This is a genomic window from Arthrobacter sp. 2762, from assembly GCF_040548745.1.
In the GTDB taxonomy this organism is placed as follows: Bacteria; Actinomycetota; Actinomycetes; order Actinomycetales; family Micrococcaceae; genus Arthrobacter.
The window spans coordinates 82,176-103,707 of record NZ_JBEPSI010000011.1 but is presented as its reverse complement, the minus strand read 5'-3'; the positions used below and the strand labels follow the sequence as shown (position 1 = coordinate 103,707).

20 protein-coding genes and 1 tRNA gene are annotated in these 21,532 nt (G+C 62.8%); 5 read left to right on the top strand and 16 right to left on the bottom strand.

Annotated elements, in window-relative coordinates; all coding sequences use genetic code 11:
- Nucleotides 1–33: 33 nt before the first annotated feature.
- The 5 genes from ABIE18_RS19080 to xylA all read right to left on the bottom strand — a co-directional run bounded on the left by ABIE18_RS19080 (nt 34) and on the right by xylA (nt 6,429).
- Nucleotides 34–741, bottom strand: a complete 708-nt coding sequence (locus ABIE18_RS19080; RefSeq protein WP_499724151.1) for an L-ribulose-5-phosphate 4-epimerase — start codon at nt 739–741, stop codon at nt 34–36.
- Complete coding sequence (gene araB, locus ABIE18_RS19075; RefSeq protein ID WP_499724150.1) at nt 738–2,441, bottom strand: ribulokinase; 1,704 nt, start codon at nt 2,439–2,441, stop codon at nt 738–740. Before araB ends, ABIE18_RS19080 begins: the two co-directional genes overlap by 4 nt.
- A 207-nt stretch (nt 2,442–2,648) precedes the next feature.
- Complete coding sequence (locus tag ABIE18_RS19070) at nt 2,649–3,632, bottom strand: LacI family DNA-binding transcriptional regulator (protein WP_499724181.1); 984 nt, start codon at nt 3,630–3,632, stop codon at nt 2,649–2,651.
- Between the two features lie 68 nt (nt 3,633–3,700).
- Entirely contained in the window at nt 3,701–5,131 is a 1,431-nt protein-coding gene (gene xylB / locus ABIE18_RS19065; protein ID WP_499724149.1) for a xylulokinase, read from the bottom strand.
- Between the two features lie 110 nt (nt 5,132–5,241).
- On the bottom strand, nt 5,242–6,429 hold the full coding sequence (gene xylA / locus ABIE18_RS19060) for a xylose isomerase (protein ID WP_477514042.1): 1,188 nt from the start codon (nt 6,427–6,429) through the stop codon (nt 5,242–5,244).
- Between the two features lie 82 nt (nt 6,430–6,511).
- Between xylA and ABIE18_RS19055 the strand changes: the two genes are divergently transcribed.
- The 3 genes from ABIE18_RS19055 (at nt 6,512) to ABIE18_RS19045 (ending at nt 9,244) form a co-directional block, all read left to right on the top strand.
- Nucleotides 6,512–7,774: an ROK family transcriptional regulator gene (locus ABIE18_RS19055; RefSeq protein ID WP_499724180.1), complete on the top strand. Its 1,263-nt coding sequence runs from the start codon at nt 6,512–6,514 to the stop codon at nt 7,772–7,774.
- Between the two features lie 134 nt (nt 7,775–7,908).
- Complete coding sequence (locus ABIE18_RS19050; protein ID WP_499724148.1) at nt 7,909–9,024, top strand: YihY/virulence factor BrkB family protein; 1,116 nt, start codon at nt 7,909–7,911, stop codon at nt 9,022–9,024.
- On the top strand, nt 9,005–9,244 hold the full coding sequence (locus ABIE18_RS19045; RefSeq protein ID WP_499724147.1) for an Hsp15 family protein: 240 nt from the start codon (nt 9,005–9,007) through the stop codon (nt 9,242–9,244). Before ABIE18_RS19050 ends, ABIE18_RS19045 begins: the two co-directional genes overlap by 20 nt.
- A gap of 23 nt (nt 9,245–9,267) precedes the next feature.
- On the opposite strand, the gene ABIE18_RS19040 is transcribed toward ABIE18_RS19045, so the two are convergent.
- The 4 genes from ABIE18_RS19040 to ABIE18_RS19025 all read right to left on the bottom strand — a co-directional run bounded on the left by ABIE18_RS19040 (nt 9,268) and on the right by ABIE18_RS19025 (nt 12,915).
- Nucleotides 9,268–9,447 carry a hypothetical protein gene (locus ABIE18_RS19040; protein ID WP_498698580.1) on the bottom strand — a complete coding sequence of 60 codons (180 nt, stop codon included), beginning with the start codon at nt 9,445–9,447 and terminating at the stop codon, nt 9,268–9,270.
- A 248-nt stretch (nt 9,448–9,695) separates the two neighbouring features.
- The gene (locus ABIE18_RS19035) at nt 9,696–10,535 is read right to left on the bottom strand and encodes a sugar phosphate isomerase/epimerase family protein (RefSeq protein ID WP_499724146.1); all 840 of its coding nucleotides are present in this window, start codon (nt 10,533–10,535) and stop codon (nt 9,696–9,698) included.
- Nucleotides 10,532–11,746 (bottom strand): dihydrodipicolinate synthase family protein, encoded by a 1,215-nt coding sequence (locus ABIE18_RS19030; RefSeq protein ID WP_499724145.1) that lies wholly within the window; start codon nt 11,744–11,746, stop codon nt 10,532–10,534. Before ABIE18_RS19030 ends, ABIE18_RS19035 begins: the two co-directional genes overlap by 4 nt.
- Nucleotides 11,746–12,915 (bottom strand): Gfo/Idh/MocA family protein, encoded by a 1,170-nt coding sequence (locus ABIE18_RS19025; RefSeq protein ID WP_216927111.1) that lies wholly within the window; start codon nt 12,913–12,915, stop codon nt 11,746–11,748. The genes ABIE18_RS19030 and ABIE18_RS19025 overlap by 1 nt, the downstream gene beginning before the upstream one ends.
- A gap of 199 nt (nt 12,916–13,114) precedes the next feature.
- On the opposite strand from ABIE18_RS19025, the gene ABIE18_RS19020 reads away from it, so the two are divergent.
- Nucleotides 13,115–14,155 carry a LacI family DNA-binding transcriptional regulator gene (locus ABIE18_RS19020; RefSeq protein ID WP_499724144.1) on the top strand — a complete coding sequence of 347 codons (1,041 nt, stop codon included), beginning with the start codon at nt 13,115–13,117 and terminating at the stop codon, nt 14,153–14,155.
- 213 nt (nt 14,156–14,368) lie between these two features.
- On the opposite strand, the gene ABIE18_RS19015 is transcribed toward ABIE18_RS19020, so the two are convergent.
- The gene (locus ABIE18_RS19015) at nt 14,369–15,142 is read right to left on the bottom strand and encodes a sugar phosphate isomerase/epimerase family protein (protein ID WP_499724143.1); all 774 of its coding nucleotides are present in this window, start codon (nt 15,140–15,142) and stop codon (nt 14,369–14,371) included.
- Nucleotides 15,143–15,221: 79 nt separating this feature from the next.
- Nucleotides 15,222–16,076, bottom strand: coding sequence for a LysR substrate-binding domain-containing protein (locus ABIE18_RS19010; protein WP_223934726.1), 855 nt, complete (start codon nt 16,074–16,076; stop codon nt 15,222–15,224).
- A 156-nt stretch (nt 16,077–16,232) separates the two neighbouring features.
- Here ABIE18_RS19010 and ABIE18_RS19005 point away from each other — a divergent pair, with 156 nt between their 5' ends.
- A complete protein-coding gene (locus ABIE18_RS19005) occupies nt 16,233–17,618 on the top strand; it encodes an MFS transporter (RefSeq protein ID WP_499724142.1) in 1,386 nt (461 codons plus the stop codon).
- An 83-nt stretch (nt 17,619–17,701) separates the two neighbouring features.
- On the opposite strand, the gene ABIE18_RS19000 is transcribed toward ABIE18_RS19005, so the two are convergent.
- The 5 genes from ABIE18_RS19000 to ABIE18_RS18980 all read right to left on the bottom strand — a co-directional run bounded on the left by ABIE18_RS19000 (nt 17,702) and on the right by ABIE18_RS18980 (nt 21,496).
- The gene (locus ABIE18_RS19000; protein WP_499724141.1) at nt 17,702–18,877 is read right to left on the bottom strand and encodes a N(5)-(carboxyethyl)ornithine synthase; all 1,176 of its coding nucleotides are present in this window, start codon (nt 18,875–18,877) and stop codon (nt 17,702–17,704) included.
- On the bottom strand, nt 18,874–19,008 hold the full coding sequence (locus tag ABIE18_RS18995) for a hypothetical protein (RefSeq protein ID WP_263422337.1): 135 nt from the start codon (nt 19,006–19,008) through the stop codon (nt 18,874–18,876). The genes ABIE18_RS19000 and ABIE18_RS18995 overlap by 4 nt, the downstream gene beginning before the upstream one ends.
- An 83-nt stretch (nt 19,009–19,091) precedes the next feature.
- The gene (locus ABIE18_RS18990) at nt 19,092–19,553 is read right to left on the bottom strand and encodes a nuclear transport factor 2 family protein (protein ID WP_499724140.1); all 462 of its coding nucleotides are present in this window, start codon (nt 19,551–19,553) and stop codon (nt 19,092–19,094) included.
- A 257-nt stretch (nt 19,554–19,810) separates the two neighbouring features.
- Nucleotides 19,811–19,884, bottom strand: a tRNA-Gly gene (locus tag ABIE18_RS18985).
- A gap of 79 nt (nt 19,885–19,963) precedes the next feature.
- Nucleotides 19,964–21,496 (bottom strand): M15 family metallopeptidase, encoded by a 1,533-nt coding sequence (locus ABIE18_RS18980; protein ID WP_499724139.1) that lies wholly within the window; start codon nt 21,494–21,496, stop codon nt 19,964–19,966.
- Nucleotides 21,497–21,532 lie beyond the last annotated feature (36 nt).

Sequence of the window (21,532 nt, the reverse complement as noted above, 5' to 3'; positions counted from 1 at the left end):
TGATGGCTCCTGAAAGTGTGGTGGACGTCCGCTTTAGCGGCCGTAGACGTTTTGGTAGCGGTTGTAGAGCGAGTCGATCTTGGCCTGGTCAATGGGGAGGGGTTCGCCGAGTTGCCGGGAGACGTGCACCGTCTTTGCCACTTCCTCGCACATCACGGCTGCCTTGACCGCGGACCTTGCGTCCTTGCCGATGGTGAAAGGTCCGTGGTTCTGCATGAGCACGGCGGGGGAGTGGGAGTTCTTGAGGGTCTCCACGATTCCCTGTCCGATCGAATCGTCTCCGATCAGCGCGAACGGGCCTACCGGGATCGGGCCGCCGAATTCGTCGCCCATCATCGTCAGTACGCAGGGGATCTCCTCGCCGCGGGCTGCCCAGGCCGTGGCATAGGTGGAGTGCGTATGCACCACACCGCCAACCTCGGGCATGTGCCGGTAGACGTAGGCATGGGCTGCAGTGTCAGAGGACGGCGAGAGGTCCGGGTTGCCCCAGTCAACGGTTCCGCCGCTTCCGATGTTGATGCCCCTGACGGGAGTCCCGTAGAGGTCCGTGACCACCATTTGCTCGGGCGTCAGCTCATCATAGGAGACACCGGAGGGCTTGATGACCATGAGGTCGTAGCCAGGGATCCGGCCGGAGACGTTGCCCGCAGTCCAGACAACCAGCCTGTAGCGGGTCAGCTCGGCGTGCAGTTCGCAGACTTCGCGCCGGACTTTCGCGATGGTTTCCAAGAGCGTGCTCATGCGTTGACCCCTTCTGTGATGGCGGTGTGGGCAGCGCGCTGAATTGCCTTCAGGCGGTGCATGACGCTGTTGGTCCCGCGGCCGAAGTAGTCGTGCAGGGTGCGGTATTCCTGGAAGAGTGCCTCGTAGGCCCTGACATTTTCAGGGATCGGCGTGTAGACGGCACCCGGGGCAGCTGCCATGGATGCTGCCGCTTCGCGGATGTCCTTGTACTTCCCGGCGGCTACAGCGGCGTGGATTGCCGAGCCGAGGGCGGGTCCCTGCTCCGAGCCGATGGTGGACAGCTGGAGGCCCGTGATGTCTGCATAGACCTGCATCAGGAACTTGTTCTTCAGGAGCCCGCCAGCCACGATGAACTCCTTGACCGGTACTCCGGAATCACGGAATGCATCCACGATGGTCCGGGTGCCGAAGGCCGTGGCCTCCAGCAGCGCGCGGTAGGTGTCTTCTGGCTTTGTGGCCAGGGTTTGGCCCACTATGACGCCGGAGAGTTCGTGGTCCACCAGCACTGAGCGGTTGCCTGAGTGCCAGTCCAGGGCAATCAGGCCGTGCTCGCCGATCGCCTGCTTCTCTGCGAGTTCGGTGAGGTATTCGTGGATGCCCAGGCCTTTGGCGGCGGCGGCTTGGTGGTAGTGAGGGGGAACGCCGTTCTTGGTGAACCAGCCGAAGATGTCGCCGACTCCGGACTGTCCGGCTTCATAGCCCCACAATCCGTCCACGATGCCGCCGTCCACGACGCCGCACATGCCCGGGACTTCACGCAGGACGTCACCGTTCATGACGTGGCATGTGGACGTGCCCATGATTGCCACGAGTTGCCCCGGCTCAACGGCGTTGGCTGCAGGGGCACTGACGTGGGCGTCCACATTGCCCACGGCTACTGCAATTCCCGCAGGCAAGCCGGTCCAGGCGGCAGCCTCCTCCGTGAGGTAGCCTGCGGCGTCGCCCAAGCGGCCGATGGTGTGCTCCAGCTTTTCAGAAACGAAGCCCTTGAAGTCCGGGTTCAGGGCGGCGAGGAAATCCTCCGACGGGTACTTGCCGTCCTGATAGATGCCCTTGTAGCCAGCGGTGCAGGCATTCCGAACGTAGCTGCCGCACAACTGCCAGACAATCCAGTCGGCTGCCTCAACCCAATGATCCATGGCGACGTAAACTTCGGGATCTTCCTCAAGCAGCTGCAAGCCCTTGGCGAACTCCCACTCTGAAGAGATCAGGCCCCCATACCGGGGAAGCCATGCCTCTCCGCGTTCCTCAGCGAGCTTGTTAATGCGGTCGGCCTGCGGCTGCGCGGCGTGGTGACGCCACAACTTGACGTAAGCGTGAGGACGGTCCGCGAAGCGTTCCAGTTCGTTCAGCGGAGTGCCGTCCGCCGTCGTCGGGACCATGGTGCATGCGGTGAAGTCTGTAGCGATGCCCACCACATGTTCCGGGTTGATTCCGGCATCGGCGACGGCGGCCGGTACCGCGTTGCGCAGGACGTCGCGGTAGTCGTTGGGCACTTGGAGCGCCCAGTCGGCCGGCAGCCGCTGGCCGGTTGTGGGCAGTCGGTCGGACACAACGGCGTGCGGGTATTCGAACACGCCGCTGCCGAGTTCGGCACCGTCCGAGACGCGCACGACGACGGCGCGACCAGACAAAGTGCCGTAGTCCACGCCGATGACAAACTGCTCGTCGAGCGGGAGGTTTTCAGTGGTATTCATGGGGTCTCCATCCGGCTGGCCAAGGCCTCATTGCCGGGGGTCGGGGTGGAAGAAGTGAAGAAGGTCTGATGCAATTGTTAGCGCTCACAACTTTGATGTCAAGAGGATGGACGTCATGTGGGGCTGTTTCAGACACTCTGGCCCAACCGGGTGGCAGATCAGGCCGTTTTGAGCGTCCAGAACGCCCTGATCTGCGACCTGCTTGGGCTATTCAGCCAGCCGCGCCGTGGTGGCCCGGACAACGAGCCGGGGCTTAACAGTGACTGGCGTACCCGTGGTGCCGGTCTCCAAACGATCAAGCAGCAAGCCGATGCAGCGCTGGCCAAGCTCCTCAAAGTCCTGGGCCACGGTGGTCAGCGGCGGGATGAAGTAAGCGGCTTCGGGTTGGTCGTCGAAGCCCACAACACTGATATCGCCAGGGACCCGCACGCCCGCTTCATGGAACGCGCGGAGCACCCCGAGAGCCATTTGGTCGTTGGCAACGAACAGGGCCGTCATGGAACGGTCGGCGGCGATTTTCAGGCCCTCGAGGTAGCCGCACTCAGCGCTCCAATCGCCCTCGATCAGGGCCGCTGGTTCCAAGCCGGCCTCACGCAGGGCGTCCCGCCAACCCTCGGTGCGGGCAACTGCGTCAATCCAATCAGCAGGTCCGGAAAGATGCCCGATGTGCTTGTGACCCAGCTCAAGGAGGTGCTGGACAGCAAGCCGGGCTCCTTCGCGCTGGTCCACGGTGGCGCCGCTGAGGTGCTCGTCGCCGACAGAGCCCACTGCCACCAGCGGCACCTGAGCGGTGATGTCCTTCAGGACGTCAAAGGTCCCCGGGTGTGGCACTGTCACAACTATGCCGTCCACGCCTTGGTCCATGAAGTGCGCCATGGCGTCCTTGATGGTCTCCGGCGTGACTTCCCGCAGGCCGGCGACACTGACAAAGTAGCCCGCTTCCCTGGCCGCCTGCTGCACTCCGAGGAGGGTGTGGGACGGGCCGTACTGCGCCAACTCGCTGCCCAGGACGCCGATGGTCTGGGAGCGTCGGGTCACCAGGCTGCGAGCAGCGGTGTTGCGGCGGTACCCAAGTTCAGTGATGGCCAGCTCCACACGCTCCCGGGTCTTGGGGCTCACGTTGGGGTGGTTGTTCAGAACACGGGACACAGTTTGGTGGGAAACGCCTGCAACACGGGCGACGTCTTCCATGACAGGAGGCCTGCTTGGTGCGGATTGTTCAGTGCTCACCCTGTCACGATAGAGCACGGGCGCGGTGATCAGCCCATGGCTGCCCTGGCCGCGTAATGGCGGTACCTCGTCAGGAACCCCGGTGTTCCCGAGGACTTTGGCGCAGCAACCTCGATTCCTTCAAGGGGCCAATCGGGCAGCTTTCCCGTGAGGACGCCGGCTGCCTGCCGTGCGGCACCGTCTGCCACGTATTCGCCGGGAGCGGGTACGAACAGCGGCACCCCGAAGACCTCAGTGGCAACCTGCTGCACAGCCTCGGACTGGGCGCCACCGCCCACAAGGATGATGCGCCGGGCCGCCACGCCTTGCGATTGCAGGGCAGCAAGGCCATCGGCCAGGGAGCACAACACACCTTCGACGGCGGCCCTGGCCAGGTTTGCTGGCGTGTAGTTGGAAACTGTGAGCCCATGGAGGGAACCTGTGGCGTCCGGAAGATTGGGCGTCCGTTCGCCTTCAAAGTACGGCACCAGGGTCAAGCCGCCGGCTCCTTCCGCAGCGGACAGGGCAAGCTTGCCGAGCTCCGGCAAATCCACCCCGAGCAATGCAGCGGTGGCATCAAAGATCCGGGTGGCGTTGAGCGTACAGGCAAGTGGCAGGTAGTTCCCGGTGGCATCGGCGAACCCTGCCACCAGGCCACTTGGGTCCTGGGACGGGTCCGCCGATACAGCGAAAACGGTGCCTGACGTGCCGATCGAAATAACAACATCCCCGACGGCGGCGCTGACGCCCAGACCGGCTGCGGCGTTATCGCCTGCGCCGGGCCCGATCAAGGCACCGCCCGGCGTCTTGCCGGATGCTTCCAAAGGCCCGACGACGGCCGGCAGCACCGGGACATGGCCGAGGGTGCCTTTCAAGACTTCCGGAAAGTACTCGCCCGTTCTGGAGGAGAAGTATCCTGTGCCTGAAGCATCGGACCGATCTGTGCGGAGCAGCTCCAAAGAGGACGGCCCTGTACCTGGCCCATGGCCGGCCAAACGCCACGACAACCAATCATGGGGAAGGCAAACCGCAGAGGTGCGCCGGGCATTTTCGGGCTCGTTTCGAGCCAGCCACCGAAGTTTGGTGGCCGTGAGGGATGCCACGGGCACGGTCCCCGTGCTGGCTGCCCAATACGCAGCTCCAGCCGCGGCGTCGCCTTCGCCGGCTTCAAGGATCAACTCTTCGGCGTCCAGCGCGGAGCGCGTGTCATTCCACAGCAGCGCTGGGCGGACCACGTTTCCTGATTCGTCCAGGCACACCATTCCATGCTGCTGGCCCCCCACGGAGACAGCATCGACGTCGTCCAATCCGCCGGCCTGGCTGATGGCTTCCTGGAGGGCAGCCCACCAGTGATCCGGATGGACCTCGGTGCCCTCAGGGTGTGAAGCGCGCCCCTGCCGCACCAGGGCACCTGTGTCTAAGTCCCTGATGACCACTTTGCAGGACTGGGTGGAGCTGTCGATCCCGGCTACGAGAGGCATGCGTTTGTTCCTTTGTGGACTGTTCCTTGCGGACCGTCGCCGGGACTGGCAGTCCGGAAAAGCAAGGAACCCTGTGTGGCCCCGGCGACGGAATTGCGAATGGCTGATCTTTAGCGCGCACCCAGGAGGTGCTCGATGGCCAGCTGGTTGAGGCGTACGAACGCGAACGAGCGCTCGGCGGCCTTGTCGGCGTCGAACGTTTCGAAGGCGCTGGCGTCAGCCAGAAGGTCAGCAGTGGTTTCCCCGGCGTTCAAGGTGGGCTCGCCGAGTTCGAACACGCCCGAGGTGGTCAACGCTTCCTGGACCTCCGGATCGGCGCGGAAAGCGAGGGCGCGTTCCTTCAAGAGCAAGTACATGGACATGTTGGACTTTGCCGATTCCCAGACGCCGTCGTAGCCGTCGGTGCGGGACGGCTTGTAGTCGAAGTGGCGCGGGCCATCGTACTTGGGCCCGCCGTTGGGGAAGCCATTCTCCAGGAGGTCCACAGTAAAGAAGGCGCTGGTGAGATCGCCATGGCCGAAGACGAGGTCTTGGTCGTACTTGATCCCACGCTGGCCGTTGAGGTCGATGTGGAAAAGCTTGCCGGCCCAGAGGGCTTGGGCAATGCCGTGGGTGAAGTTCAGACCCGCCATTTGCTCGTGGCCGGTCTCGGGGTTGAGGCCCACAATGTCGCCGTGTTCCAGCTGGGCGATGAACGCAAGGCCGTGGCCAACTGTCGGCAGGAAGATATCGCCGCGAGGCTCGTTGGGCTTGGGTTCCAAGGCTATCCGAAGGCCGTAGCCCTTCTCCTTGATGTAGCCGGCGGCGGTGTCTACGCCTTCCTTCATACGGTCCAAAGCTGCGGAGAGATCCTTGGAGCCGTCGTACTCGCTGCCTTCGCGGCCGCCCCACATCACAAACGTCTCCGCGCCGAGTTCAGCGGCGAGGTCGATGTTGCGCAGGATCTTGCTCAGGGCAAAGCGTCGGACGGAGCGGTCGTTGGAGGTAAATCCGCCGTCCTTGAAGACGGGGTGGCTGAACAAGTTGGTGGTAACCATCGGAACCTTGAGGCCCGTTTCGGCCAAGGCGCCCTTGAAGTTCTTCAGGATGAGGTCGCGCTCGGAGGCGCTGGCGTCAAAGGGGACAAGGTCGTTGTCGTGGAAAGTGATGCCGTAAGCGCCGAGTTCACTGAGCTTATGGACGGCTTCGATCGGGTCCAGGGCTGCCCGGGTTGCAACGCCGAAGGGATCGGCGCCTGTCCATCCCACGGTCCAAAGGCCAAACGTGAAACGGTCCTGGGGGGTTGGCTGCGGGGTCATTGTTGCTCCTTTGCAAGGCGGCGGGGAGGCCATGGATAAAAAGCACTCCAATTAGTTTTCAATCTGAACTATATGGGGGATGATGGATCATGGTCAATGGAAACCAGCAAAAATCTTCCAAGCCCGTGAGGAGGCTGCGAGAGTGAATGAGCAAGCTGCCCCCGGGCGCGTAGGTGACGTCCGCCGTCGTAATCTTTCGCTTGTCCTGGATTCGATCGCCCGCAACGCCGATGCCAAGCCCAGCCGCGCGCAAGTGGCTGCTGGAACAGGGCTGACCAAGGCGGCAGTATCGAGTTTGGTGGCTGATCTCGTGGAGTCAGGCCTCGTCTCCGAGGTAGGCCTGTATCGCGATGGGGAGCGGGGGCGGCCAGGCCAGGGCCTTGAGCTCAGCTCCCGCCGAGGCGTTGTCGGAATGGAAATCAACGTCGACTACCTGGCCGTGGGCTTGGTGGACCTCGGTGGCAACCTGCGCTTCAGTTCCACGGTGGAGTCCCGCAACCGGGGGCTCAAGCCGGGTGCCGTTATGGAGCAACTGGCTGAACTGGCCGGCCAGGCGAAAGCCGCAGCCGCCTCTGCCGGCATCACGATCCTCGGTGGCGGACTTGCGGTTCCCGGCCTGGTTGATGAGCAGCGCAACATCGTCCTGTCCGCTCCAAACCTTCACTGGGAGCACGAGCAACTGAATCCGCAGGCGTTGCTGGAAGGCGCGCCGCTCGGCGTCAGGCTGTCCAACGAGGCAAACAGTGCTGCGCTCGGTGAGCTTTGGTACGGCGACGGCCCCGCGGACTTCCTCTACGTTTCCGGCGAAGTCGGCGTTGGTGGTGGGGTCATCATCAGTTCTGAGCTCTACACCGGACCTGGCGGTTCAGCCGGCGAGCTGGGCCACATCGTGGTGCATCCCGAAGGGCCTTCATGTTCCTGTGGAGGGGCTGGCTGCTTGGAAACATTCGCTGGTCAGGAAGCTGTTTTTGAAGCTGCCCGCATCCCGGAGGGGTCCCTTGGCGGGCGAACCGAACTTCTGCTCGCCGCCTTGGCCGCCGATGAGCCGCATGCCAAGCGTGCTGTTAGGGACGCCGGACGGTACCTGGGCATCGCGCTCGCCTCTTCTGCGCGTCTGATGGACATCGAAGCCGTGGTGCTCGGGGGCCACTTTGCCGTCCTCGCCGATTGGCTGAAACCGTCAGTGCTGTCGAGTTTGGAAAGGTACGCGCCGGGGCTGCTGGAGCCGGAAAGCCTCACCGTTTCCCGTTTGGAGCACTCCGGGACGCTGCTGGGCGCGGCCGGTCAAGTGATCCGCGCTGTCATTGAATCGCCTTTCGAATTCCTTCTGGGCAAACCCGCGTAGGGCATCTTTCCCCGGGAGGCGGTTTCCCGGATTTGCAGGATCTCTGTGCCTGGTTCTTCCATGCGAATCATCAGCATGCTTACTATTAAGTGGTCAGTTTGTTCGCGCATGCTCAACCCACGAACAGGTGTCCCATGACTACTGAAAATTCAGCACACACCAGCACGGCGAAGGCGGGCAGCGCTCCCGCCCCTGACGACGACCGCAAGCCGGATAGTCTCAACGACCTGGTGAAGCCCACATGGATGTACATCGCCAAGAGGACGCTGCGGGAGTTCAACAAGGATCAATGTCCCGACGCCGCAGCCGGCCTCACCTACTATGCAGTGCTCTCCCTTTTCCCGGCGCTTTTGGCGTTGGTTTCCCTCATCGGGATCTTTGGCGACGCCGGGAAAACCACCACGGCATTGCTGGACATGGTGCAGCAGTTCGCTCCAGGACCCGGTGTTGACGCCATGCGGCAGCCCATCGAGGAGCTGACACGCTCCAACGCGGCGGGCTTTGCACTGGCCTTCGGCATTGTGGTGGCATTGTGGTCGGCCTCCGGCTACACCACAGCCTTCAGCAGGGCGATGAACCGCGTGTACGAAGTGGATGAAGGCCGCGGTTTCGTGAAACTGCGCGGCACGATGCTCGCCGTTACCGTCGTCGCGCTTGTGGGCGCAGCGCTGGCCGCCGCGATGCTCGTCCTGAGCGGTCCAGTGGCGGAGACGATCGGTAGGGCAATCGGAATGTCCGACACGATCCTGACCGTGTGGAACATCGCAAAGTGGCCTGTCCTGATCGTGCTGGTGGTTGTTGTCATTGCGGTGCTCTACTACTTCACCCCCAACGTCAAGCAGCCCAAGTTCCGTTGGATGAGCCCGGGGTCTCTCATTGCCCTGTTGATTTTTGCCCTGGCATCGCTGGGCTTTGGCTTCTACGTTGCGAACTTCAGCAATTACAACAAGACCTACGGAACGCTGGCAGGCGTCATCATCATGCTGCTCTGGCTGTGGATCCTGAATATGTCGCTGCTTTTCGGCGCCGAATTTGACGCCGAAATGGAACGCGGGCGGCAATTGCAGGGAGGCATTGAAGCCGAGGAGAGCATTCAACTCCCGCCGAAAGATACCAAGCGCAGCGATAAGCAGCAGAAGCAGGAAGATGAGGTAATCCGGCGCGGGCAGGAGCTCCGTGAAAACTACGATGACGAGACACGCTCCAACGAAGCCCGGGAGCGAAGAGCAGATGCCGAAGACAAGAAGTGAAGCCCAGCGCGTCAACGGGTCCGGCACCACGCGAAGGAAACTTAAGACTGTTCGCGACGGAGACCGGGTGGAAATCCACGGTGAGGTTTTCCGTGTCAGCTCCGTCCAGCCAGAGCAGGGAACCCGGAATATCCGGGTGGAGTTACAGGCCAACGACGGCGGCACTCTCACCTTGATCGGTGTTCCGCGCGCCCAGGTCCACGTGCCCGCCAACCTGTAGTCGGGCTGAGGATCCCGTGCGGATCATGCCCCTGCGGGAAAGCCCTGGTCGGCGTCATCCCACCAGCCCTCCCAGGCGCTGGAGGACAGGCGCTCAGAGGCGAAGGTGGCAGCAGGCGTGTTTTCTTCAGGGGAAGCGCCTGAGGATCCGCTGTGGCTGCTGCTGGCGTCCAGGAAAAAGTTGAGTGTCTTCAAGAGCATCATGGTGGTGTCCTTTCAGTGGTTTCTTGGACCTCTTTGTCCAGGTGAAACCAGCGTAGGTGGCCATTGTTTCCTCCCATCGACGCAATGTTTCAGCTATGTACCACTTATCTAACATGGGCATTCCAGGTCTCGCGGCTGAAACAAACAGTGTGAAAAAAGCGAGCTCCTGCCGTGACCGGGCAGGAGCTCGCTTGCTTTGGGGGCGATCCTCCCGCGGAGCTTAGGGCACCTGCGGGAGGACCACGTTCTTAGGCGTACGGGAGGACGAGCTCCGCGTAGCGCTGCTTCATCGTTTCCAGGACGGTGTCGCCATCGGCGTCCCAGATTTCCTGGTTGAAGATCTCAACCTCGATGTCGCCCGTATAACCGGCGTCCCGCACCCAGATGCCGATGGTCGCGAAGTCAATGACGCCGTCGCCCATCATCCCGCGGGACAACAGCGCGTCTGAAGCGATCGGCAGGTTGAAATCACATACCTGGTAGGAGGCAATGCGGTTATGGCGGCCGGCACGTTCGATCTGGGCCTTCAGTTCCGGATCCCACCAGACGTGAAACGTGTCGACGGCGACGCCAACTGCCTTCGCGTCGTAGGGCGCTGCAAGGTCCAAGGCCTGGCCCAGGGTGGAGATGAGGGCGCGGTCTGCTGCGTACATCGGGTGCAGGGGTTCCAGCACCAGGCGCACACCGTTCTCGGAAGCGAACGGCACCAGTTCCTCGAGGCGATCGGCAACGCGCTGGCGGGCAGCAACCACGTCCTTCTCGCCGGGAGCGAGCCCTCCGACCACCAGGAAGAGCTCCTGGGTATCCAAGGCAACGGCTTCACGGACGGCTTCGAAGTTGTCGGCCAGGGCCGCAGCCTGACCTTCAGCATCAGCCGCCGTGAGGAAGCCTCCGCGGCACAGGGACGAAACACGGAGGCCGGCGTCCTTGATGAGCTTGGCCGCCTTGTCCAGTCCGGCTTCCGCTACGCGATCACGCCACGGGCCGATTGCCGGTATGCCCGCGCGGGCACAACCGTCAACGGCTTCGGCAAGGGTCCACTTTTTGGTCGTCGCGCTGTTCAGCGAGAGTCTGGAAAAGTCGCTCATGCTCCCACTCCGTTAATCCTCAGGTAATCGGACATCCGGAATGCTGCCAGCGACGGGTCCTTCAGCAAGCCGGCCTGATCGGCAAGTTCGAAGGTCTTGGCCAGGTGCAGGACGGATCGGCCCGAGTGCAGTCCTCCGACCATCTGGAATCCGGGCTGTTTGCCGTTGAGCCAGGACATGAATGCGATACCGGTCTTGTAGTAGAACGTCGATGCGCTGAAGATGTGCTTTCCGAGCTCACGGGTGGAGTCCAGGATGGCGCGCCCTTCTGCACCTTGGCCGGAGTCGTACTTCTGCAAGGCAACCGAAGCGGCAGGGTAAATGGCGGCAAAGATCCCCAGCAGTGCGTCCGAGTGGTGGGTGTCGTCGCCGTCGATAAGTTCCGGATAGTTGAAGTCGTCGCCTGTGTAGAGGCGGACGCCTTCCGGAAGGTTGGCACGGAGGGCGACTTCATGGGAAGCGTCCAGCAGCGAAACCTTCACGCCATCCACCTTGTCCGCGTGCTCGCGGATGAGGCTGAGGAACGTTTCCGTGGCCACGGAAACATCGTCCGAGCCCCAGTAGCCGGCCAGCGCGGGATCGAACATGGTGCCGAGCCAGTGCAGGATGACGGGTTGGTCCACTTCCTGCAGGAGCGTCGAGTAGACGTGCAGGTAGTCGTCGGCTCCGCTGGCCACCTTCGCCAAGGCGCGGGACGCCATGAGGATGACCTTGGGGCCGGCTTCGCTGACCACGGCGATCTGCTCGCGGTAGGCATCGATGACGGCCTGGATGCCGGCAGCGCCCTCAGGAAGGGCGGCGATGTCCAACTGGTCAGTGCCTGCGCCGCAGGAGACCAGGTCCCGGACGGACTTGCCTGCTGTCGCGGCGCTGCCTGCGGAAACTACGGAAGCGGCCTCGGCGCCGGTGCGCTTGATGAGCTGCTGGGTAGCTGCCCAGTCCAGGCCCATGCCGCGCTGCGCGGTATCCATGGCGTCAGCGACCCCAAGTCCGTAGGACCAGAGCTCATGCCTGTATGCCAGCGTGGCATCCCAGTCAAGCTGCGCAGGGGCGCCCGGGGTGTTGTCAGCCGCGACCTCCGGGATGACGTGCGCGGCGGCGTAAGCGCGCCGGGCGGTCAGGGGAGCGCTCGGCCTGACCCAGGCAGTGGCGGGCTGAAGGCGGTACTCGCGGGTGCCGCCGTCGTTGGTGGGAAGAATGAGTGACGTCATTAGAGGGTGATCTCCGGGATGTCGATGGTGCGTCGCTCAGCCGAGGACTGCAGGCCGAGCTCGGCAAGCTGTACGCCGCGTGCTGCGGAGAGCAGGCCGAAGCGGTGCTCGCGGCCAGCCACCACGTCGCGCAGGAATTCTTCCCACTGCAGCTTGAAGCCGTTGTCGAGTTCAGCGTTGGCCGGAACTTCCTGCCACTGGCTGCGGAAGGATTCGGTCACGGGGAGGTCAGGGTTCCAGACGGGCTTGGGGGTGTGGGCGCGCTGCTGCGCGACGCACTTGTTCAAACCGGCGACGGCGGAACCGTGCGTACCGTCGATCTGGAACTCGACCAGTTCGTCGCGGTAGACGCGGACGGCCCAGGAGGAGTTGATCTGTCCGATGACCTCGTCGCCGCCCGGGGTTTCGAGTTCGAAGATGCCGTAGGAAGCGTCGTCAGCGGTGGCCTTGTATTCCTTGCCGGCCTCGTCCCAGCGCGCGGGGATGTGGGTGGCGGTCTTGGCGTTGACGCTCTTGACCTTGCCGATAATGCCTTCGAGCACGTAGTTCCAGTGGCAGAACATGTCCGTGGTCATTCCGCCGCCGTCTTCCTTGCGGTAGTTCCAGGACGGACGCTGTGCAGCCTGGACGTCGCCTTCGAAGACCCAGTAGCCGAATTCGCCACGGATGGAGAGGATGCGGCCGAAGAAGCCTTCGTCCACCAGGCGGCGGAGCTTCACCAGGCCGGGGAGGTACAGCTTGTCGTGCACGACGCCGGCGGTGACGCCGGATTCCTTTCCGATCTGTGCGAGCTCGATTGCTTCTTCCAGGGTCTCGGCCGTGGGCTTCTCGGTGAAGATGTGCTTGCCGGCGCGCATGGCCTTCTTCAGGGTGGCGGCGCGGAGGCTGGTCATGGAAGCGTCAAACACGATGTCCACGGTGGGGTCGGCGATGACTGCGTCCAGGTCGGTGGACCATTCGGAAACCTTGTGGAGTTCGGCGAGCTCGCGGATCTTGGCTTCGTTGCGGCCAACCAGGATGGGTTCCACCTGAACCTTGGTGCCGTCTTCCAGGGTGAAGCCGCCGGCGTCGCGGATGGGGAGGATGGATCGCAGCAAGTGCTGGCGGTAACCCATACGGCCGGTGATGCCGTTCATGGCGATGCGGATCGTCTTTGTTTCGTAGCCCATGTTTTCTCCAGGTCCTTGTGTGCCGGCCGCTGTGCGTTGCCGGTGTTTGCAATTCGAGAGTGTGTGGGAAAGCGCATTCCCATTGCTTCGATCATGCACCATGTCGCGCCCTGTTGGCAAGCGCTTTCCCGAAAATGCGTGAAGACTGCCATAATTTCTTTAGCGCCAGTCTCGAAGGCTTGCAGAAAAGGAGGGCCTCGTGGCCGCCAGCACACTGAGTGAAGTTGCCCGTTTGGCCGGGGTCTCCCTGGCTACGGCGTCCCGCGTCCTCAACGGTTCCACCCGTAAACCCGCAGAGGATATTGCGGAGCGCGTCCGTGAGGCCGCGGAAAAGCTCGGCTACGTCCCCAATGCCCAGGCCCAGGCGCTCGCAAAGTCCAGCTCAGGACTGATCGGCCTGATCGTCCACGACATCGCCGACCCCTACTTCTCCGCCATTGCCCGCGGCGTCCAGGAAGCAGCGCGCCAACAGAACCGTATGGTGCTATTGGCCAGCACTTCCGGCGCTCCATCGGATGAGCGGGAAGCTGTGGCAGCCTTCGCCGCTCGTCGCGCGGATTCAATCGTCATTGCCGGTTCACGTTCAGCTGCACCCGAGCACGAGCAAAGCAACGTGGAGCTCGCTGCCGAGTTGGATCGCTACTGCCGTAATGGCGGTCATGTTGGCGTAGTAGGTCACCCGATCGTGGGCTCCACTACCGACGAGGGCTACCACGTAGTTGAGGTGCCCAACGAAGACCTCGCGGCGAAGCTTGCTGATGAACTGGCCGCCTCGCATGAGGGAGCCTTCGTCATTGTTGGCGGCCCCGAGGGACTCTTTACGTCCGACGACCGCATCCGGGGCTTCCAGCGCGGACTTGCCGACGCCGGCCGGCCCCGCGCCGAGGTTATCCGTACCGGCTTCAACCGTGCGGGAGGATACGACGCCGGGCTGGCGCTGGCCGAACGAATCAAGGCCTCCGACGAACGACTCTGCATCTTCGCGGTGAACGACGTCATGGCCATCGGCCTCACCGCCGCACTGAGGTCAGAGGGCGTGTGGATTCCCCGTGACGCAAACATCGCTGGTTTTGACGACATCGAAACCCTGCGGGACTTCAGGCCCGCCCTCTCCACGGTGTATCTGCCGCTGGAGGACATTGGAAGGCTTGCGGCCGGCGACCCGGAGGGCGGCTCTGTGGTTGGCTCCGTCAAGCTCCGCCGCAGCACGGAATTGCCGGTGGAGAGCCAAGCAGGCTAATTGCTCCAGTTGGCCCAAACTGGAGCCCTGCCCGCGGTGATGGTCCACTGAATACGTTAAGGCATTCGTAGGCCGGCGAAGAGAAAATGCTGACGGGCCGGTGCTTGTTCGCAGCGCTCTTTGGCCAGCGATTACACATTTGTAGCGAAACCGCTGGGAATATGTAATCGGCGCAAGTGGGTCCGGGCCTCAGACCTTTGAATCGAGGTGGTGCTAGTCTTCCCCGAGCGTGATGGTGTGCAGGAATGCTGCGTCGTTGAGCACGTTGTCCGGGAGGTCGTCCTCGACAAACTCCAGCATGATGTCCATGTCCTTGCCGTTTCCCCGCAGGGCGTCCGACACTGTCTGCCACAACAGCTTCCTGTTCCGGAGCGGGAACCGTTCGGCTTTGGGTCCCCAGGAAAAGCAGTGGACGCCGACGACGTGAGGCAATACCCGGTGGAGCGAGTCAAGCGCCTGTTGGTCGGAAAGCCCGACGGCGGGTTGCCAGTAAGTGCCGACGTTGGCGTGGTTTACGCGGTGCAGGAGCTCAAGTGTTGTTTCGGGGGAGTCGGTGAGGGTGTTGCCGTGATATTCGAAGGCGATGGCTATTCCTCGCTCGGCCGCCAGGTCTGCCACCCGTTGCGTGTCCTTTACGACAGCGTCCCAATGATTGTCTTGGGCGTCTGCCGAACCAAACTCCCCAGCCCAGATGCGTATTCGAGGTGCGCCCAAGGTCGCGGCCAGCTCCAAAGTTGGGCCGAAATCGCCGAAGTCGCCAGCGCGGTAGTAAGAGCCAAGCGAAAGAACCGTGAGGCCAGCCGCTTCCGTAGCTTCCTTGGCGTGGGAAGCAGATGCGGCGTCACTGACGTGGACATCAGTGCCCCACTCGATGCCTGCCAAGCCTGCGTCGGCGGAAATCCGGACGACGTCGTCAATCCCCGAGTCCCGTAGGGTGACGGAACAAATGCCGGGCGTGAGGTCCGCCAACGTCGTGAGGTCGATCATTGGTTCAGGATAGCCGGAATGCGCTTACCCAAATAAGCGTGACGCGAAGAGATCCAGGAAATTCATTGAATGTTGCGCGTTAGTTCGACTTACTCAGCGCCCTGCCCATGATCGCCTGGGTCAGCGCATCGATGACTTCAGCGTTGGCCAGCGGATTCCGGATCAGGGTGAAGTCGACGTCTCCCACGGGCGGGAGGTCGAACCGCTGGGTGATCACCTTGAGGTCTTCGGGAACCAGGGACGCGGGCATCACGGCAACGCCAATGCCCGCCCGGACTGCGGCCAGCACGCCGCTGATCTGCTTGGTGCTGCACGTGATGCGCCATGTGCGGCCGGCGGCTTCCAAAGCATCGATGGCCAACTTTCGGCTCAGGCTTGGCGCGGGGTAGGCAATCAGCGGCACGGGCGCGCCGGGTTCCAGGACGGTTTGCTCAACGCCGACCCACGCGAAGTTGTCATGCCGGACCACGGTGCCTTCCTTGGCGCCAGCCACCCACTTCACGAACACGAGATCCAGCTGGCCGGCGTTGAGGCGTTTATAGAGTTGGTCGCTTTGGCTAACGGTCAGTTCCAGGTTGATCTGCGGATACAGTTGGCGGAATTCGCGCAGGATCCGCGGGAGGCCTGTGATGGCGAGGTCGTCGGCAGTGCCAAACCGGAGGCGGCCCCGCATGGCTGAACCGGAAAAGTAGCGTGCTGCGGAGTCGTGGGCTGCAAGGATGCTGCGGGCAAAGCCAGCCATGGCGTCACCGTTGTCCGTCAGCCGGACCTCCCGCGTATCGCGGGCCACGAGGACCCGCTTGGCGGCGGCTTCGAGTTTGCGGACGTGCTGGCTCACTGTTGGCTGGGCAAGCCCCAATCGCTCGGCCGCCTTGGTGAAACTCAGCGTTTCAGCGACGGCAAGGAAGGAGCGGAGCTGGACAGGTTCAAACACGGAACTCCTCAAGCACTGGGTCGAATTGCTGCGGAAGTGCGGAAGCCTCATTGCGATCCGCAATGCTAGTTATAGGCGCAATACGCTTCCATAATTGCTGGTGGCAACCATAGCGTTAAAGGCATCCCACCGAAACTCTCGATCCGAGGACTACCTTTGGCACCCCCACCGCCTTCAGCGGCAAATGTCAGCCAGCCCGTCATCGATTCCCTGTCCGCGCCGCAGACGCCGGACACCGTCACCCAGCCACTCGCCGTCGTAAGCGAAAAGCTGCCTTGGCGGCACACCTTTATCTCCCTGAAGGTACCCAACTTCAGGATCTTCGCAATCGGCCACTTCATTGCCGTGATTGCGATCTGGATGCAACGCATCGCCCAGGACTGGATGGTGCTCCAGCTCTCAGGCTCCGTCACCGCCGTCGGAATTACCGTGGCGCTGCAGTTCATGCCTTCGTTGTTTCTTGGCCCGTGGGGCGGCATGATGGCCGACCGCTTCGCCAAGCGAAAGATCCTCGTCATCTGCCAGTCCGCGGCAGCAGTGCTGGCTGCGACATTGGCGGCGCTCTCGCTCAGCCATCGCGTGGAAGTCTGGCACGTCTACGCAATCGCCCTGGTCCTGGGCTTTGTGACCGTCCTGGACCAGCCGGCGCGGCAGGTATTCGTTAACGAACTCGTAGGTCCCAAGTACCTGCGCAACGCCATCAGCGTCAACTCAACAACCTTCCAGCTGGGTGGCCTGATCGGTCCGGCACTCGCGGGATGGCTGCTCACTGCTGTGGGCGCGGGTTGGGCATTCGCGGCCAATGCCGTGGCATGCTGCTCCACCGTGGCCATGCTCCTGATCCTCCGCAAAGACCAGCTGCACCTTAGCCGGCCGACGCCGCGCAAGAAGGGCATGCTGCGCGAAGGACTCCAGTACGCGCTCAGCAAACCCACCATCTACTGGCCATGGTTGATGGCCGGGTTCGTGGCCGTTTTCGCCATGAGCCTCCCTGTGCTGCTGGCCGCCTTTGCGGACCACGTGTACGACGCCGGGGCCGGAGGCTACGGCCTGCTGAACGCGATGGTTGCGCTCGGTGCACTGACGGGCGCTGTGACGTCCACCCGGCGTCGTCAGCTCCGGTTGCGGTCGGTTGTGCTCTCGGCCGGACTGTATGGCTTGATGCTCTGCCTATCGTCCGTGATGCCATCCATGGTCTGGTTCAGCGTCTCGATGGTCCTGGCTGGATTCTGGTGCCTCATGTTCCTCACAGCGGCAAACCAGATGGTGCAGACCAGTTCCAACATGAGCATTCGAGGCCGGGTGATGAGCCTGTACTTAGTGGTGCTCATCGGCGGCCAGGCAATTGGCGGCCCCGTCATGGGTTGGCTCGCCGAGCATCTGGGGCCGCATTTGGCCATCCTTGTGGCTGGCGGTGTGCCGGCAGCGGCGGCTGCTGTTGTCGCCGTCGTGCTGGCCCGGAAGGCATCCCTGCACATCAAGGTGGACCTGCGTGACCGGCGTCGGGTGCTCCGGATCGTTGACCGGACACGGACTGCATAACGGACGCAAGCGGCATAACTGCACCCAAGCAGAAAGGCAGTGCCTGCGGTGAAGCCGCAGGCACTGCCTTTTTCGTGGAGCCTTTAGGCTACGGGCGTTTGGACCGCAGCCGGCAGGTGTGGGTACTCCGCGGAGCGTCCCTGGAACTCGAGCACATCCGGGTTGCGGATGACGCCGTCGCGAATCTCGATGGCACGGGAGATCGTCTCGTTGGCGTCCCATGCGTCAGGACCGGCGGCCACAGTCTCCAGGAATGGCAACAAGGCCTCGCTGATCTCCCAGCTGGCCGAATTCCACAGGTAGGAGGGGCTGTGATCAACGGCGTAGTAGTTCACGTGGCCGCCTACCCGGAACATGGGCTCATCGAAAGTTGTGGACCTTGCCCAGCTGAATCCCATGCCGGGATCGCAGGACACGTCCACTATCAGGCTGTCCGGCCGGAACCCGGCCAGGTCCTCGGTCCGCAGGTAGGTCAGCGGGGAGTTCGGATCCTGCAAGGTGCAGTTGACCACAATGTCCGCGGCAGCGAGGAACGGGGCCAGTGGTTTGCGGCCACCGTCTGTGATGACTTCACTCAGGAATGGTGCATTGTTGTCGTGGTCGAACTGCACGATCCGCACTGAGTGGATCGGGGAACCAACCGCGGCAACACCCCTGTTCGTCAGCACCTGGACATCATGGACGCCGTGAGCATTCAACGCTGTCACGGCTCCGCGGGCAGTGGCGCCAAAACCGATGACCACTGCGGTAAGCCGGCGACCGTAATCACCCGTCGATCCGGTCAAGGCCAACGCATGCAGCACGGAGCAGTATCCGGCAAGCTCGTTGTTTTTGTGGAAGACGTGAAGTCCGAAGCCGCCGTCAGCAGCCCAGTGGTTCATGGCTTCGAAAGCGATGAGAGTCAGTCTTTTATCGATCGCGAGCTGGGTGATGACTTCGTCTTGAACGCAGTGCGGCCAACCCCAGAGGGTCTGCCCGTCCCGGAGTTCAGCAAGATCCTCGGCCTGCGGCTTGGGCAGCAGAATGACGTCGTTCCCGGCAATGAGCTCGCGCCGCGTGCCCAGCCCGCCCACAAGCCCGGCGAGTTTGCTGTCCGGAACACCAAAGCGTTCGCCATAGCCATATTCAAGATGGAGCCGTTGGCGCAGTTCCGGAGCAATGCGCTCAAGATGTTGCGGGTGGATCGGTAGCCGTTGCTCGTTGGGCTTCAGCGAAGAACCCAGAACGCCAATGCTTAGCGGACTTTGCGCCCCAATCACTTTTTATTGCCGGTTGCGGGTTTCGCGGCCGCAGTGTCCGGCGACTCGGCGGCCCGTTTGTCCGCGCGCTTTTCCTTGATGGATTTACTGGACTTCTTCGATGCAGCTTGGCGCGGTGATTTGTCGCCCATGATGGCTCCCTAGAGCGGAGCCGAAATGGCTCCTGACTCCTGACGATACACCCAGCACTTGAGTCGCTGTATATCGAGCCGGTTCACTGTGCCGGCTCGACGGCGGGACGGCCATGGGTTACCCGGTGGCTGACGCGGTCCGCGGTGTCGTCAACACGAACGAAGTGCTCCACAGGCTCCATGTAGAACCGGGCACTGTTGATGACGCCCTCTTCCACGCCGAAAATGATGACGCCCGTGAGCTCATGTGGCGTGCCATCCCGCCACGCGCCCTGCATGTGCAGTTCGGTCCAGGCCTGGTTGCCGGACACGCTGTGGGACACCATTCGAACCTTGATGTCCGGCACCCCTGTGAAGAGCTGCTCCCAGTTGCTGCGGATAGCGTCCCTGCCCGTGAAGCCCCTGGTGGGATGGGCAGGCGTCTCGTTGACATAGCCAGGCGCGAAACATTCGGCCAAGGCTTCCAGATCATGCTTGTTCGTGGCTTCCAGCAGGCGGTGAATGACGGCGAGTGGAGCCGCCTCAGCATCGTCGGTGAGAGTCATTGCAGGACCTCCCGGATAGGTGGATGTATCTACGAGTTTAGGCTTGAGGGCCGCCCGGGTCGACGGGTGCGGGGCCTTATCTGGTGAGTGCCGCCGTCGTAATTCCCAGCTGCGTGGCTTCCTGACCCACTTTGAATTCGGCGGCAACCGCAATGCGTTGATTTTCCGGGATATCGCCGAGCTTCGCCGGCAAAGGGGGTCAGGACCATAAGGGTTTCCAACAAGATGACCCCCTGCCCGGAGGCAAGGGGTCACGATGGAGCGGGCGACGGGAATCGAACCCGCGTATCGAGCTTGGGAAGCTAGCGCTCTACCATTGAGCTACGCCCGCGTCGCTGTCGGCTATTCGCCGGAGCGAGTCCTAGCTTAGCGCAGTTGCGGGGGTCCTCATGACAGGCGCGCAACCATGTCTACTTGAAGAGCTTCAGGCCGTTCCACCCGGATCCAACCTGCGCGTAGGTACTCCAGGAACCCCTGCCGAGGCCGTAGTTGTAGAGGTTGCCCTCAGCAGTTTGCGCAGTGATGCCGCGAGTGCCCGCGCCGGTCAGCCCGAAGCTCGGCTGCAGCGTGCGCATGAACTGCCAACCCGTGCCCACGGTGGTGGCCGGGCCAAAGAAACCAGCCCAGCCGTCTCCCCGATAATTGAACAACGAACCGGAAGCTGTCCTCGCCAGGATGTCATTGGCTCCATCGCCCTCCCAGTCGGCCATGGTCAGTTCCATGCCGTTCCAGCCCTTGCCGATGATCTGCGGAGCGCTCAGCGCACCGCCGAAGGTATTGGGGTAGTAGCGCAGCACACCATCCGGAAAATACCCGACGACGCCGGGCCGGGGGTGCGCGTGCGTCCACTTGCCCACGGTGATGGTCATGCGATCCCAACCGCCGCTGCCTACAACAACCTGGCCGGCGAAACCGCCGCCGGGAAGGCCGCGGTAAACGCCCAGGACGCCGTTGTTCCACTGCGCAAGGATGTCGTAGATGCCATCAATGTCCCAGTCCACCACGAAGCCCTGCTTCAAGCCGGTCCAGCCCGAACCGATCTGGACGGGCGCCCCATACCCGCCTGCCGCCGTCGCGGGGTAACGCAGCATCCGGCCTGAAGAGTCGGTGGCCACGAGGTCGGCGCCGGACTTGATGCTCGCAGCGGCCGCCGGGTTTCCAGCGAAGTAGTGCTCCAGCGTGGGGAATCCGCGCCGGTTCATATCAGTGGCCAGCGCGACGCCAACGTAGCGCAAATGCCAAGGCTCGTAGCTGTACCCGGTGGTGCCCGTGTAGCCGTTGGGGTACCGGACGATGAATCCGTATTTGTGCGCGTTCGCCGCCACCCATTTGCCGGCCGCTGTATCTCCGAAGCAGGTGCTTAGGCCGCAGGAACCAGCAGCATTGCCGATGTCCATGGCAAGGCCCGTCTGGTGTTCGCTGTACCCCGGACGTGCCGAGATGGTGTCGGCATAGGCCTGGCCGTAGATGCTGACGTAGTAGGCGTACACTTCCTGCTGCTGGGCATAGGAACGGTAGCCACTCACGATCGACAGGCCGCCGGTACCAGCATCGGCTGCTCCCTGGAAGAGGCCGTTGAGCCAGGCGGTGGCTTCGGCCCGCATGTACTGGCCCGAGCCGCGGGCATTGATGAGGTCGCTGGGGGCGTAGCTGACGGGATTCAGTGGCCTGGATTTATTGACCAGGACGGAGAAGCTTGCAGGGTTACCGATGGGATCCACGCTTGGCAGGGGATTCACCGTGGTGGGCGCTGCCACTTTGTTCGCGATTGCGGATGCCGCCGTAGATGCCGCTGCCGTGGGTGCCGTTGTTGGAAGCGGCCTTGCCGACGCAGGCGCAGCGGTCATGACTCCGCCAGCCACAGCCATCGCGAGGAATGCCGCGCAAGCAGCCAACCGTCGTCGTGCATTGCCGTGGACAAACGGATGGTTCAGTACTCGCATTACGCCCCCAATTTGGTTTTTGCCAGCGGCACGAAC

What these genes read in the sequence shown, in the direction of transcription:
- ABIE18_RS19080 (WP_499724151.1), bottom strand. Translation starts at nt 741, where the DNA reads ATGAGCACGCTCTTGGAAACCATCGCGAAAGTCCGGCGCGAAGTCTGC.
- araB (WP_499724150.1), bottom strand. Translation starts at nt 2,441, where the DNA reads ATGAATACCACTGAAAACCTCCCGCTCGACGAGCAGTTTGTCATCGGC.
- ABIE18_RS19070 (WP_499724181.1), bottom strand. Translation starts at nt 3,632, where the DNA reads ATGGAAGACGTCGCCCGTGTTGCAGGCGTTTCCCACCAAACTGTGTCC.
- xylB (WP_499724149.1), bottom strand. Translation starts at nt 5,131, where the DNA reads ATGCCTCTCGTAGCCGGGATCGACAGCTCCACCCAGTCCTGCAAAGTG.
- xylA (WP_477514042.1), bottom strand. Translation starts at nt 6,429, where the DNA reads ATGACCCCGCAGCCAACCCCCCAGGACCGTTTCACGTTTGGCCTTTGG.
- ABIE18_RS19055 (WP_499724180.1), top strand. Translation starts at nt 6,512, where the DNA reads ATGGATCATGGTCAATGGAAACCAGCAAAAATCTTCCAAGCCCGTGAG.
- ABIE18_RS19050 (WP_499724148.1), top strand. Translation starts at nt 7,909, where the DNA reads ATGACTACTGAAAATTCAGCACACACCAGCACGGCGAAGGCGGGCAGC.
- ABIE18_RS19045 (WP_499724147.1), top strand. Translation starts at nt 9,005, where the DNA reads ATGCCGAAGACAAGAAGTGAAGCCCAGCGCGTCAACGGGTCCGGCACC.
- ABIE18_RS19040 (WP_498698580.1), bottom strand. Translation starts at nt 9,447, where the DNA reads ATGATGCTCTTGAAGACACTCAACTTTTTCCTGGACGCCAGCAGCAGC.
- ABIE18_RS19035 (WP_499724146.1), bottom strand. Translation starts at nt 10,535, where the DNA reads ATGAGCGACTTTTCCAGACTCTCGCTGAACAGCGCGACGACCAAAAAG.
- ABIE18_RS19030 (WP_499724145.1), bottom strand. Translation starts at nt 11,746, where the DNA reads ATGACGTCACTCATTCTTCCCACCAACGACGGCGGCACCCGCGAGTAC.
- ABIE18_RS19025 (WP_216927111.1), bottom strand. Translation starts at nt 12,915, where the DNA reads ATGGGCTACGAAACAAAGACGATCCGCATCGCCATGAACGGCATCACC.
- ABIE18_RS19015 (WP_499724143.1), bottom strand. Translation starts at nt 15,142, where the DNA reads ATGATCGACCTCACGACGTTGGCGGACCTCACGCCCGGCATTTGTTCC.
- ABIE18_RS18995 (WP_263422337.1), bottom strand. Translation starts at nt 19,008, where the DNA reads ATGGGCGACAAATCACCGCGCCAAGCTGCATCGAAGAAGTCCAGTAAA.
- ABIE18_RS18990 (WP_499724140.1), bottom strand. Translation starts at nt 19,553, where the DNA reads ATGACTCTCACCGACGATGCTGAGGCGGCTCCACTCGCCGTCATTCAC.
- ABIE18_RS18980 (WP_499724139.1), bottom strand. Translation starts at nt 21,496, where the DNA reads ATGCGAGTACTGAACCATCCGTTTGTCCACGGCAATGCACGACGACGG.